13 protein-coding genes and 1 tRNA gene are annotated in these 11894 nt (G+C 55.9%); 3 read left to right on the top strand and 11 right to left on the bottom strand.

All coding sequences use genetic code 11. The features are described 5' to 3' along the window. Nucleotides 1-999: isocitrate/isopropylmalate family dehydrogenase (locus MSNKSG1_RS03160; RefSeq protein WP_008937793.1), on the top strand; the 999-nt coding region annotated here is incomplete at its 5' end. Nucleotides 1000-1020: 21 nt separating this feature from the next. On the opposite strand, the gene MSNKSG1_RS03155 is transcribed toward MSNKSG1_RS03160, so the two are convergent. The 4 genes from MSNKSG1_RS03155 to MSNKSG1_RS03140 are packed head-to-tail and all read right to left on the bottom strand — an operon-like array spanning nucleotide 1021 to nucleotide 4100. Continuing rightward, nucleotides 1021-1710, bottom strand: a complete 690-nt coding sequence (locus tag MSNKSG1_RS03155) for a VIT1/CCC1 transporter family protein (RefSeq protein WP_008937792.1) — start codon at nucleotides 1708-1710, stop codon at nucleotides 1021-1023. 33 nt (nucleotides 1711-1743) lie between these two features. After that, on the bottom strand, nucleotides 1744-2802 hold the full coding sequence (locus MSNKSG1_RS03150; protein ID WP_008937791.1) for an ArsO family NAD(P)H-dependent flavin-containing monooxygenase: 1059 nt from the start codon (nucleotides 2800-2802) through the stop codon (nucleotides 1744-1746). A 4-nt stretch (nucleotides 2803-2806) separates the two neighbouring features. Beyond that, entirely contained in the window at nucleotides 2807-3043 is a 237-nt protein-coding gene (locus MSNKSG1_RS03145; RefSeq protein ID WP_008937790.1) for a thioredoxin family protein, read from the bottom strand. A gap of 40 nt (nucleotides 3044-3083) precedes the next feature. Further along, nucleotides 3084-4100: a permease gene (locus tag MSNKSG1_RS03140; RefSeq protein WP_008937789.1), complete on the bottom strand. Its 1017-nt coding sequence runs from the start codon at nucleotides 4098-4100 to the stop codon at nucleotides 3084-3086. A 373-nt stretch (nucleotides 4101-4473) separates the two neighbouring features. On the opposite strand from MSNKSG1_RS03140, the gene MSNKSG1_RS19580 reads away from it, so the two are divergent. Both MSNKSG1_RS19580 and MSNKSG1_RS18655 read left to right on the top strand, forming a co-directional pair. Next, nucleotides 4474-5028: a type II secretion system protein gene (locus MSNKSG1_RS19580; protein ID WP_008937788.1), complete on the top strand. Its 555-nt coding sequence runs from the start codon at nucleotides 4474-4476 to the stop codon at nucleotides 5026-5028. Between the two features lie 567 nt (nucleotides 5029-5595). Beyond that, nucleotides 5596-6288: a hypothetical protein gene (locus tag MSNKSG1_RS18655; RefSeq protein ID WP_008937787.1), complete on the top strand. Its 693-nt coding sequence runs from the start codon at nucleotides 5596-5598 to the stop codon at nucleotides 6286-6288. 732 nt (nucleotides 6289-7020) lie between these two features. Here MSNKSG1_RS18655 and MSNKSG1_RS03125 read toward each other — a convergent pair. From MSNKSG1_RS03125 to MSNKSG1_RS03095, 7 genes are all read right to left on the bottom strand, one after another. Then, nucleotides 7021-7097: transfer RNA gene (locus MSNKSG1_RS03125), tRNA-Met, on the bottom strand. Between the two features lie 78 nt (nucleotides 7098-7175). Beyond that, entirely contained in the window at nucleotides 7176-7856 is a 681-nt protein-coding gene (gene rnhB / locus MSNKSG1_RS03120) for a ribonuclease HII (protein ID WP_008937786.1), read from the bottom strand. Further along, a complete protein-coding gene (lpxB, locus tag MSNKSG1_RS03115; RefSeq protein WP_008937785.1) occupies nucleotides 7856-9037 on the bottom strand; it encodes a lipid-A-disaccharide synthase in 1182 nt (393 codons plus the stop codon). Before lpxB ends, rnhB begins: the two co-directional genes overlap by 1 nt. 17 nt (nucleotides 9038-9054) lie before the next feature. After that, nucleotides 9055-9846 carry an acyl-ACP--UDP-N-acetylglucosamine O-acyltransferase gene (lpxA, locus tag MSNKSG1_RS03110; RefSeq protein WP_008937784.1) on the bottom strand — a complete coding sequence of 264 codons (792 nt, stop codon included), beginning with the start codon at nucleotides 9844-9846 and terminating at the stop codon, nucleotides 9055-9057. Beyond that, entirely contained in the window at nucleotides 9846-10283 is a 438-nt protein-coding gene (fabZ, locus tag MSNKSG1_RS03105; protein WP_008937783.1) for a 3-hydroxyacyl-ACP dehydratase FabZ, read from the bottom strand. The genes lpxA and fabZ overlap by 1 nt, the downstream gene beginning before the upstream one ends. Nucleotides 10284-10294: 11 nt before the next feature. Next, on the bottom strand, nucleotides 10295-11320 hold the full coding sequence (gene lpxD, locus MSNKSG1_RS03100; RefSeq protein ID WP_008937782.1) for a UDP-3-O-(3-hydroxymyristoyl)glucosamine N-acyltransferase: 1026 nt from the start codon (nucleotides 11318-11320) through the stop codon (nucleotides 10295-10297). 47 nt (nucleotides 11321-11367) lie between these two features. Beyond that, nucleotides 11368-11865, bottom strand: coding sequence for an OmpH family outer membrane protein (locus MSNKSG1_RS03095; RefSeq protein ID WP_008937781.1), 498 nt, complete (start codon nucleotides 11863-11865; stop codon nucleotides 11368-11370). Nucleotides 11866-11894: the final 29 nt, after the last annotated feature.

The raw sequence follows: 11894 nt of genomic DNA, 5'->3' as shown, positions 1-11894 counted from the left end.
CAGAAGCAGATCGAGGATCTGGGGCTGAGTTACTACTACGAACTGATCGATGCCCAGGCGGCGCGCATTGTATCCAACCCGCCGGAGCGGGCGATCTGGGGTGTGCCGGATAACACCACCGGGCGGAAACTGCTCAAGCTCGTGAATCAGCTTCGGGAGTTCGGTATTCCAAGCCGGGGTGCTCATGTGTCCATCTCCCGCATGAGTGCCGGTGGCGGCGACCAGTACGGTAGCTTCAACATGGCGGCTAAGGAAGACGGCATTCTCAAGGTCATCGTCGACGGTGACGAGAAGCACGCGCGCCGGGTCAGGAAAGGCGATCCCATGCTGTTAATGTCCAATGACAGGGAGGCCATAAAGGACTGGGTCCTGCAAGTCTTTCGGGATGCCTCTCGCAAGGACAAAGAGGTGTATTTCGGTCTCAAGCGCGAGTACATGGAGTACGACGAAGTCTACAGCGATGTGATTACCGAGGTGCGCAGGGAGCTGGCCAGCGAGCACACGCCGCCCCCATCGTTCATGATCATGCGGCCTTCCAGCCAGCTCAAGAAGATGATTACAGACCCGCCCAGAAACGCGCTGTATCCCTCCCAAAACCTGGACGGCGACATCTTCTCGGACATTTCCGCCGCGCTCGGTGGCAGCCTGGCGACCGCCAGTTCGATTATCGAGAGCAAGGACGGCACCATGCTGTTCGAAGCGCCCCATGGTACCGCTCATGATCTTTATTTGAAGTATCTGGAGACCGACGGTCGCGACGCCCACTTTAATCCGTCAGCACTGATCTTTGCGCTTGCCAATGCCTTGGAAACCCTGGGTGAGCGAGAGGGTAACGAAGCCCTGAGCCATTACGCGGTGCAGCTTAAGGCTGCGTTAACCGATACTGTTGACGGTGGCATAGTCACTGCCGATCTAAAAGGAAAAACCGTCAATCCAGGGTCTGAGAAGGTGGTTGACATGGCTGGTTTTTTGGAAGCTGTAGACGCTTTGCTCAAGTAATTTCGGGCTCCCCTCGCTTCCTCAAGCAGTTGCCCCGAAGAGCATGCCCACTCCGGCCGTTAACGCCATGGCTAGAGCGCCCCAGAATGTCACGCGGGCGGTGGCTACGCCCATCGGCGCGCCGCCCGTTTTCGCTGATAAGGCCCCCAGCAAGGCAAGAGACAGGAGTGAGCTGCCTGAGACAGTCCATATCAGGGTGAAAGCGGGAAACAGCAGTACGACCAGCAGCGGAAGGGCTGCGCCCACCGAGAAGGTTCCCGCGGACGCAAACGCCGCCTGAACGGGACGAGCTGCCAGGGTTGTCGAGATACCGAGCTCATCCCTGGCATGCGCACCCAGCGCATCGTGCTGCATCAGTTGACTGGCCACCGTAGAGGCCAGCTCCGGCTCCAGGCCACGTTTGACATAGATGGCTTTGAGTTCCTGATGTTCCTGATCCGGATCGTTTTCCAGTTCTTGTTTCTCTCGGGCGATATCGGCACGTTCGGTGTCGGCTTGCGAACTGACCGAAATATACTCTCCCGCCGCCATCGACATGGCGCCAGCGATGAGGCCGGCCACGCCGGCAACTACAACGCCCTCGGAATCTGCTCCCGACGCAGCAACGCCCAGAATCAGACTGGCTGTCGAGACAATGCCATCATTTGCCCCAAGAACGGCTGCACGAAGCCAGCCAACCCGCTGTGTTTTGTGTGTTTCAGGATGCCCCATAGGCCTCTCGATATAGAACGATGAAAGAAAGCACTAACGTTCCAGGTGATTTTTTATTTCTTGCGCAGCAGCCCGGGCGCTGCGCATGACCCCAAGCAAAGTGGCAGAGGCAAAGCCTGTCCAGTCGCCATATCCCACAAGCCACAACCGTGGCTCCTTTACGGAACGTGTGCCGTTCGTTTTCACCTGTCGATTGCTTTCCACCACACCCAGGCTTTCCAGGTGGTCCAGGGCCGGCCGGAAGCCGGTGCACCAGATAACGGCATCGACCGTTTCCTCCTGGCCATCGAGCCAGACCACACCGTTTTCGGTGAAACGGGTAAACATTTGCCGGGTTTCCAGCACGCCCCGTTCACGGGCCTCCTTTACTGGTGGCACCATGACAATGTCCGCCAGGGTTCCGGCAGGTGTGTATTCACGCCCTTCCTGTTCGGCCTTCCATTTTTCGGTGGCCATTTCGAACAGAGCCCGGCCGTCCACATCGTCCGGCAGAAACTTGGGCGGATGGCGGGTCACCCAGCTGGCATTGGCCACCCGGGAGACTTCGGCGTAGATCTGGGCACCCGAATTGCCACCGCCGACCACCAGAACCCGCTGGCCCTCATAGGTCTCAGGGCGCCGGTAATGGGCGGAATGAATCTGCTCACCCTGAAAATCCTCGATACCCTCCACCGACGGGATGAACGGGTGACTCCAGGTGCCGGTAGCGCTGACAACGGCGCGGGCATGGTAGGTGCCGTGGTCGGTTTCGACGGCCAGTCCGTCGCCACTCGTCGTGACTGATTTCACCGCCACCGGCCGTTCCACCGGGATGTTGTACCGTTCCTGGTAACGCCGGAGATAATCGATGACTTCATCGCTCTGTGGCCACTCGCCATCCTCGGTTTCCGGCATCTGCCAGCCGGGCAGGGAACTCCACTGCGCCGGAGAGAATAGCTGCAACGAGTCCCACCCATGACGCCAGGCGCCACCCGGTGCTGGTTCACGGTCCAGCACCCGATAGTCCAGTTTGTGGCCGCGCAGAAAATAGCCAGTGGCCAACCCGGCTTGGCCGCCACCGATTACCAGAACATCAACCGTTTTTGGACTCATGGAGTTACCCATTCAGCCAGCCAACAATTTTGTCATGCTCCGGAATGGAGCCGCTGTGAACCACCTTGCCGTCCACGGCGACAGCCGGGGTGGACATGACCTGATATTCCATGATTTTCGCAGGGTCAGTCACTTTTTCCACGGTCACCTCCTGGCCCTGTTCTTTGGCGATCCGCTCGATAGTTTCAGCGGTTGTCACACACTTGCGGCAGCCGGTGCCGAGTACTTCGAATGTTTTCATAGCTTTCTCCAATGTGTTGGTTGTATCTGTTCAGTTTTGGTCAGAACCCGGCGAACAGCCAGGGTCCTACAGCATTGATCACCCAGCCGACCACCATGAAGTTGGCCAGCAGGATCACAAAGATGATAGCCAGCAGCCGGAAGGTCATAACCTGCTTGAGCATGATGAATTCCGGAAAGCTGGCCGCGACGGTGGCCATGCAGAAGGCCAGGGTGGTACCCACCGGCAGACCCTTCATGATCAGGCTTTCCATCACCGGAATGACACCGGTTGCATTGGAATACAGGGGCAGGCCGGCAAAGACGGCCGCCGGTACGCTCCACCATTGACCGGAGCCAAGGTTCTCGGCAAACCAGCCATCGGGCACAAAACCGTGCAGGACGGCACCAAGGCCAACGCCGATCAGTACCCACTTCCAGATCCGGCCGACGATTTCCTTCAGTTCGTCCTTGGCAAACTCATGCCTTGCCTGGAAGCTCAGCTTTGGTGCTTCGGGTAGCTCGGAACCGTCCGGGTGGCTATGGGCTTCAGCCGCCGCCTTCTGATAGGCCTTGGCGGCAAAGCCTTTCAGCCAGCGCTCGCCCTTGATCGCATCCAGAATCATGCCGCCAACGACGCCCACCGCAATGCCGATCACGATATAGGCCAGGGTGAACTTCCAGCCCAGCAGGCTCCAGAGCATAATCACGGCCACCTCATTGATGATAGGCGAGGTAAACAGGAAGGCCATGGTGATGCCCAGCGGAATGCCGGCGCTGGTGAAACCCAGGAACAGCGGAATGCTGGAGCAGGAGCAGAACGGGGTAATGGCGCCAAAGCCGGAGCCGAAGAAATAGCCCACCATCCGATGCTTCTGTTGGATATAGGCCCGCACCCGTTCCAGATTCAGAGACGCTCGCGCCAGGGCGATCACGTAGATCATTATCACCAGTAGGAACAGGATCTTGGTGGTGTCCTCAATGAAGAAATGGATGGACGTACCCAGTTTTGTGTCCGGGCTCAGGCCCATCAGATCGTAGGTCAGCCAGTTGGCCAGGTGGGTGAATATCTCAAGCATCGGTACGATCGCCCTTGTTTTGGCGTTAATGTTGAAAAGACTCATTGGATGACGAACAACCGATAAAAAGGATACTTCTGCTAGCAAAAAGTTTGCTGGTACGGTATGGAGCTGTGGTCGTTTTCCTGCGACTTGGAACCTTCGGGGGCGGAGGGAAGGCCTGACTCGAATGTTCGCTTTTGTTTAGCTACTGCCTGGGATGCGGGATGGTCGCAAAGCGAACGTTTGTTCCCAGTTGTGTTCACCTTTCGAGCCTTCCCAACCTTTTCGGGTAACATTAGTTTGAGCATTGCTCGTTGGAAAGATCCCGAGCTATTCTGGCAATTGAGCGGCGAAACCATCTTCTGAACCAAGAATCGGTCAACAAATCATCATGCGAGATAAGAGACATGCCCCATCAAAGCGATCTGGCTTTACATTAATTGAGCTTGTCGTTGTTATCGTGCTTCTAGGAATTCTTGCTGCCTTTGCCCTGCCGAAATATGCGAACCTGACAGCCTCAGCCAATATATCGGTGCTGGAGTCAATTGGGGGAGCCGTATTATCAGCTGCCAACATAGTTCATACCAAGGCGTTAGTGCTGGGCGTTCAAGGTGAGCCAAACGCAACGATTGATCTGGACGGAGATGGCGTTGACGACATAGAGGTTCGATATGGTTATCCAACGGCCAGCCGTGCGCCAAGCGGCTTTCGTGATCCGAACAACGTTTTTAAAGCTATGGATAGTAATTCTACAACCGATCTGGCTTGGGGTACCGATGCGCCTCCTGCATCCTACGTTGTGATTACTACTGCATCAATTCAGGGGTCGTCGGGAGGTAAGGTCAACCGCAATGCGATAGAAAACACCAATTGTTATCTTCGTTACGACCGCGCGGCGTCTCCAGGCGCACCTCCCACGGTCACCTATGTGACCAACGACTGTTAACCGGATATCGCCATCGCCTCTCTGCCACACGTCAACTAGTACTCTGGACATTGAAGAGGTCGCAAAGCGAACGTCCAGATTGACCACAATGCCGACCTTTTCATGGGCCGTGAGACCGCGTTTCCTCTCTCGATGATTCACTGAAGACTTGACGCAATTGGAATGTCTGGAGAAACACCAACGGGCGGAAAACTCTAATCAGCAGTGCAACTAAAGCAGAGATGTTTAAAACGCTCTGAGACGTGAGAACCACCAGCACCACTGCTTTATTGGACGCAGCTTGCGAGCAGGAATTTAAGCAATTAAGCCATTCATATCATTAATTAAGAATGTCTGTTTCCCGATGCGATCGGCGATTCAACAATGGCATTTTATGTGTCGATTTTTTTTTACACATATTACTGTCAGCTCGCCACATCCACTTAAATCACAGTGTAACTTTCTGAAAAATAGGTAATTAGATTTAGTTAGCAAAACTGGTTCATTTTTTGCTCCTAATGAATGGATTGCCAAGCCTGCCGTGTACGAGCAGGCACATCAGAATTAAGAATAGCTGGAGTAAGTATTATGGGAGTAAGTCAGTCCTTTTTTTCGAAGCAGCGTCAGCTTCAAGCTTGTCTCGTCGGAGTCGGTGTTTGTGCAGTTTCGATGACATCCGTTGCGGCTCCGATCACGCCTCAATTCGATCGCTTTGGTGAGTTGTCTGAAGCAACCTTTGGAGGAAGTGGAATTCCCAACGACTCCGTTGCCATAACGGAATTCGACGTTTTCGGCTCTATTGAAACCTTAAACCGTCCGCGGTCACTAGGAACAATCACGTTGGGAATGTCGTCTCATGGTCGGTACGATAATGTTGATGAGGGTAATGATGGGAACGGCACTTTTTTCGCATCGACAGGCTCCAACATTCCGCCTTCTTCCAGTCTGGAAGGGGCAACCTGGAACTTCAATTTCTTCGCGAGTTTCACCGCAAACGACTTCATTAGCGAGAGTTACATTGCTGAAGAACTCTCTGCGATCGAGTTAGCGCTTTTCTACGATTTCGACAGTGCAGTGGGTACAGATGAAGCCGATCATGGCGTGATCAACTTTGGGGCGCTGAGCCCTGCATCTCTTCCGCTTCAAGGATCGCAGAACCTGCTGTTCTCGTACCTCGGTGATTCGAGTTTGCCAGGCATCACCGCGCCAGCCTTCTCCTTTGACCCGTCGGCTGCTGGCGAATACACGCTTGCCCTTACGGCGTCGAAAAGCCTAAAATAAAGTCTACATCGGGCCGTGATAGACGGCTTGGTTGTGACGTGGACTCGCTTGCACAGTGACAAATGAAATCCGGTTCCTTAGCTCTAGGGATCGGATTTTTCATTTCTGTGGTGCTGGTATTCGGCCATAAACGATGTCGCCTTAAATCAGTCTGCATATCGGCTTTGTATTGCCATTTCCGCCGAACTCTCTGTGTTTAGGTTATGGGCTCTCCTTATCGACGATCGAAGAGCTGGAACTGTGAGTCCATTTGATCGTTTGCCGGGTTCTTGGGAAATGACCAAGCGCCCAACCAGGACAGAAAGAGCCGAAGACCTGAGGCACTGCGAATGTTCGCTTTTGTTTAAAAGCTTGGATTTATGTTGGGGCCCTTGCCACTCCTAGCCTATGAGTGAACTTACCTCGGTTCAGATTCCCCTCACTGGCTCATCTCGTCGCGGCAAAAAGTCCGCTTTCCCGATGAAAGCGTGGCCAGAACTCCGACGTATGTCGCCATAATAATGTGGCAGCTTGGGCTAGACTGGAACGTCAAGAACACACTCAGACTTGCAGCGTAGACGACTACTGTCACAGGAGGAACAAAAATGACTGACGGTCATTTTCCACCTGGCCGCAGATCGAACCGTCACAAGCCTTGGCACATATTTGTCACATATACGTCACAGGGGATTTTTGCCGGCCCAAACGCAAAAAAGGCAGACCAGTAACTAACTGATCTGCCTTTCTTAAATATGGTAGCGGGGGCTGGATTCGAACCAACGACCTTCGGGTTATGAGCCCGACGAGCTACCAGACTGCTCCACCCCGCATCAAAACTGGTTGTCTTTCGGGGAACCCCCGATCAACGTGGCGCGTATATTAAGGACTGAAGACAGACCTGTCAATTGTTAATTTTCGAACAAATCGGTTGGGAAGCTGAGCTCTTCGGCAGCCGGCTCACGAAGCTCCCGATACATACCGACAGCCTCAAATGCCTCTTGCACGGGCCGGAAGGATCGGCGGTGCTCAGGGGTCACGCCCAGTCGATTGAGTGCTTCCATATGCACTGGCGTGGGGTAACCCTTGTGTCTGGCCAGCTCGTAGCCGGGGTATCGATCTTCCAAGTGCTCCATTTCACGATCCCGCGTCACTTTGGCCAGAATGGAGGCTGCGCTGATTTCCGCCACCCGGCTGTCTCCCTTGACCACCGGCTCCGACGGCCAGCGCCAGTTCGGGCACCGGTTACCATCTACCAGCACATATTCCGGCGCAACCGGAAGTCCATCGACCGCCCGCTCCATCGCAAGCATGGTGGCCTGGTAGATATTCAGCCGGTCAATTTCGTGGGACTCGCACCGGCCTATACACCAGGCAGTGGCCTTTTCCAAGATCTCATCGTAAAGCGCCAGCCGCTTTTTTTCGGAAAGTTTTTTCGAATCAGCCAGGCCGAGAATGGGACGCTCAGGATCAAGGATAACCGCCGCCGTCACCACCGCTCCAATCAGGGGCCCACGACCGACTTCATCTACACCCGCAAGCAAACGCCCATCGTAACGGCACTCAAATGGCGGCAACACGGTCTTGGCCATCAGGCCCTCCCCTTCAGCAGGCCGGAGATCGCTTCAGCGGCCCTTTCATCCGCGTTCTGGCGTAGCGTCCGGTGAAGCTCAGTGAATGCAGCCTTCAGGCGCTGACGCTCTGCCAGATTCTCCATGCGTTCGAGCACAGCCGCCCCCAGGCTTTCGGGGGTCGCATCATCCTGCAGCAACTCCGGCACCAACGCCTCTCGTGCCAACAGGTTTGGCAGCGCCACGTGGGGCACCTTGACCAGACGGGAGACGAGTGCGTAACTGAAATTACTCAGTCGATAGCCGACCACCATGGGCTTTTTCAGCAGCATGGCTTCCAGAGTTGCCGTGCCTGAGGCCAGCAGGACCACATCGGAGGCCGCCATGACTTCCCGGGACCGTCCGCGAACAATGGTCACCGGCAAGCTGACGCCGAGTGACTCCACCAGGTCTCGAACCTGCTGTTCCCGCTCCCGATTGACGCAGGGAATCACCAGCTGGATATCCGGACGCCGTTGCTGAATCCAGCGACAGGCTTCCAGAAACAGGGTACCAAGGCGTTCCACCTCTCCCGAACGGCTACCCGGCAGCACCGCCAGCAGGGGCGCGTCCGGACTCAGACCAAGCTCTTCCCGAGCCCTGCCGGTCTCAGGCTCCATCGGAATCCGATCTGCCAGGGGGTGGCCGACAAAGGCGACAGGCACATTGTGCTCTTCGTAAAACCGGGCCTCGAAGGGAAACAGAGTCAGCATCAGATCAACGGACCGGGCAATCTTGAAAATACGCTTCTGGCGCCAGGCCCAGACCGAAGGGCTGACGTAATGAGCTGTGGGAATGCCTGCGTCCCGGCAGCGTCTCTCAATGGTCAGGGTAAAATCCGGCGAGTCGATACCGATCACCACGTCGGGACGGTTGGTAAACAGATAATCCAGCAAGCGTGCCCGGATGCTGAACAACTCGCGTATACGGCCAAGCACTTCCACCAGTCCCATGACGGACAACCGCTCCATCGGGACCAGCGAATGAAAGCCTTCGGCGATCATCTCATCGCCTCCGATGCCAACAAAGCGTGCACGAGGGTATCGGCGCCTGAGTGATCGGATGAGGCCTGCGCCGAGGATGTCCCCCGAGGCCTCACCGGCAATCATGGCGATGGTCAGTGGTCGTTCACGAAGATGATAAGGAAGGCTGTGATCCGTCACCGGAAAGCTCCGGCCGATCAGCGGATGATGCCGCGGTCTGCTCCGCGAAGGGAGTCGATCAGCGGGCGAACTTCCGGCACGTCCGGATACTGGGATTCCAGCTCTTCGACGGCCTGCTCCGTCGTCAGCCCCTGACGGTAGACAGTCTTGTAGGCCCGACGCAGAACCAGCAGAACGTCCTTGCTGAATCCACGACGCTTGAGCCCCTCCGCATTCAACCCGTGGGGTTGTGCAGACTGACCACTGGCCATGACATAAGCGGGAATATCTTTCAGAACGATACTGCCACCCGCCGCCATGCTATGCGGGCCGATATGGCAGAACTGGTGCACCATGGTCCCACCACCAAGGATGGCAAAATCGCCGACGGTAACGTGTCCGGCAAGCGTGGCGCAATTTGCGAGAATGGTGTTATCTCCGACCGTGCAGTCATGAGCGACATGGACGTAGGCCATCAGAAGATTATCACTGCCGATCCGGGTCTCACCCCGATCCTGGACCGTACCACGGTGAATCGTACAGTTTTCCCGAATCACGTTGTTGTCGCCGATCACCAGTGTGGTGGGTTCACCCGCGTACTTCTTGTCCTGGCACTCTTCACCGATACTGGAAAACTGGAAAATCCGGTTGTTACGCCCGATTACCGTTGGCCCCTTGACCACCACATGGGAAAGAATCTCGGTTCCCTCCCCGATTTCAACGCCCGGCCCAATATAACTCCACGGACCAACGGTTACGTTGTCCGCCAGTTTGGCTGATGGGTCCACGATCGCTTGAGGATGGACACCCGACCAGTCATTTGTCGCCATCAAACTTCTCTCTCAGCGGTGAGAACTTCTGCCACACAGACGACTTCACCGTCGACCAGTGCGCGGCAATCGAATTTCCAGATTCCGCGCTTGCCAGAGATCAATTCCGACTCCATACACAGACGGTCTCCCGGCAGCACAGGGCGCTTGAACCGCACCTTACTGGATCCAGCCAGATATTGTACCACGCCGTCAGCCGGTTTCCGTTCAACGGTCACAAATCCGAGGATGCCTGAAAGCTGGGCCATTGCCTCAATGATGAGGACTCCCGGCATGATTGGATTGTTCGGAAAATGGCCCTGAAAGAATGGTTCGTTGAACGAAATGTTCTTGTACCCCTTGATCGACTTTCCCTTTTCGACCTCGGTTACCCGATCCACCAGCAAAAACGGGTACCGATGCGGCAGGTATTCCAGAATTTCGTCAATATGCATCATGTTGGTCGGCCTCAGCCCTCTATTTTCTTTTCCAGTTCTTTTACCCGCCGTGCGAGCACATCCAGCTGGCGGAAACGCACGGCGTTCTTGCGCCATTGTCGGTTGGTATCCGCGCTGGTGCCGGAAGAATAGACTCCCGGTTCGCGAATATCTCCGGTAACCAGGGTCATACCTGTCAGATGGACGCCGTCGGTGATATCAAGGTGACCGGCGACACCGGAAGCCCCACCAAAAACACAGTGATGACCAATCCGCGTGCTGCCGGCAATTCCGACCATGGCCGCCATGGCACTGTGGTCGCCAATCTGGACGTTATGTGCAATCTGGATGAGATTGTCCAGTTTGACGCCATTTCCGATGACCGTATCGTCGAGGGCTCCCCTGTCGATCGTGGCGTTGGCGCCCACCTCGACATCATCACCCAGCACCACTCTTCCCAGCTGGGCAATGCGGTGCCAGACCCCCTTTTCATTGGCAAAACCAAAGCCGTCAGAGCCAATCACAGCACCGCTGAGTATATGGCACCGCTCACCGACAAGAACATCGTGAGCGAGAGTGACCCTGGGACGCAGCAGGGTTCCTGCTCCGATACGGGTGCGGGCCCCAATCACCGAGCCTGCACCGACAACCACTCCGGCACCAATCTCGACGCCGGCTTCAATCACTGTCTGGGGACCAATGCTGGCCGTGGCATCGATGTTGGCGGAGGGATCCACAACCGCGGAGGGGTGAATACCCGGCGCGGCCACAGGCGCCGGATCGAACCAATGGCTGAGGCGAGCGTAGCCCAGGTAAGGATTGTCCAGTAACAGGACATTCGTCTGAGTATCGCCAGCCGAGGCAGGCGATAGAATCACAGCCGAAGCCCTGGTATCGACCAGATATTTCCCATAGGCCGGATTGGCTAGAAAGCTGATCTGTCCGGGGCCTGCCGCCTGCAATGTAGCCAACCCCGAAATCCGGATATCCGGATCGCCACGTAACTCTGCGCCCAGGGCCTCTGCGATCTCTCCCAACCGATAGGACTGTTCTGTCATGTTTTCCCTCCAGGGCATGAGTCAGGACTCTGAGAGCCCTGGAGTGCTTAACGGTTCAGCTTGTCCAGGAGCTCGGATGTCAGGTTCATTTCCGGCTTTACATAGACGACTGCTTCACTGGGCAGGATCAGATCAAGATCGTGCTCCTTGAGCAGTTCTTTTACAGCCGCATCCACATCCGGACGCTGCGATTGGAGGAAGTCCTGCTTCCGCTTGGCGACGGTGGAGTCCAGCTTCTGCTTGAGGTAGTTGAATTCCTTGACCTTGTCCTGAAATTCCCCCGCCAGCTTGTTTCGCTCTGTTTCGTTCATCATGGCGCCATCTTTCTCGAGGCGATCCTTGAGCTTCTTCGCGCTTGCCTGAGCTTCACGGACTTTCTGTTCCTCGCCGGAAAAATCCTTCTTCAGAGTTTCGCTGAACGCCTTGGCCTCGTCTGAAGAAAACAGCGCCTGACGAAGATCGACAACGCCGATACGGGTCTCCGCGAAGGCAGAGACGGACACCACCATCAGCAGGGCCGCCAGAAGGGATTTCAATCGGAACATGGGGTTTCTCCTGTATTTCGTCCTTTATG

Source organism: Marinobacter santoriniensis NKSG1 (genome assembly GCF_000347775.1).
Classification (GTDB): Bacteria; Pseudomonadota; Gammaproteobacteria; order Pseudomonadales; family Oleiphilaceae; genus Marinobacter; species Marinobacter santoriniensis.
The sequence above is the reverse complement of the archived record's forward strand: the minus strand, read 5'-3'. Positions and strand labels throughout refer to the sequence as shown.

What these genes read in the sequence shown, in the direction of transcription:
- MSNKSG1_RS18655 (WP_008937787.1), top strand. Translation starts at nt 5,596, where the DNA reads ATGGGAGTAAGTCAGTCCTTTTTTTCGAAGCAGCGTCAGCTTCAAGCT.
- MSNKSG1_RS03095 (WP_008937781.1), bottom strand. Translation starts at nt 11,865, where the DNA reads ATGTTCCGATTGAAATCCCTTCTGGCGGCCCTGCTGATGGTGGTGTCC.
- MSNKSG1_RS03155 (WP_008937792.1), bottom strand. Translation starts at nt 1,710, where the DNA reads ATGGGGCATCCTGAAACACACAAAACACAGCGGGTTGGCTGGCTTCGT.
- MSNKSG1_RS03140 (WP_008937789.1), bottom strand. Translation starts at nt 4,100, where the DNA reads ATGCTTGAGATATTCACCCACCTGGCCAACTGGCTGACCTACGATCTG.
- lpxD (WP_008937782.1), bottom strand. Translation starts at nt 11,320, where the DNA reads ATGACAGAACAGTCCTATCGGTTGGGAGAGATCGCAGAGGCCCTGGGC.
- fabZ (WP_008937783.1), bottom strand. Translation starts at nt 10,283, where the DNA reads ATGATGCATATTGACGAAATTCTGGAATACCTGCCGCATCGGTACCCG.
- MSNKSG1_RS19580 (WP_008937788.1), top strand. Translation starts at nt 4,474, where the DNA reads ATGCGAGATAAGAGACATGCCCCATCAAAGCGATCTGGCTTTACATTA.
- lpxA (WP_008937784.1), bottom strand. Translation starts at nt 9,846, where the DNA reads ATGGCGACAAATGACTGGTCGGGTGTCCATCCTCAAGCGATCGTGGAC.
- MSNKSG1_RS03145 (WP_008937790.1), bottom strand. Translation starts at nt 3,043, where the DNA reads ATGAAAACATTCGAAGTACTCGGCACCGGCTGCCGCAAGTGTGTGACA.
- MSNKSG1_RS03150 (WP_008937791.1), bottom strand. Translation starts at nt 2,802, where the DNA reads ATGAGTCCAAAAACGGTTGATGTTCTGGTAATCGGTGGCGGCCAAGCC.
- rnhB (WP_008937786.1), bottom strand. Translation starts at nt 7,856, where the DNA reads ATGGCCAAGACCGTGTTGCCGCCATTTGAGTGCCGTTACGATGGGCGT.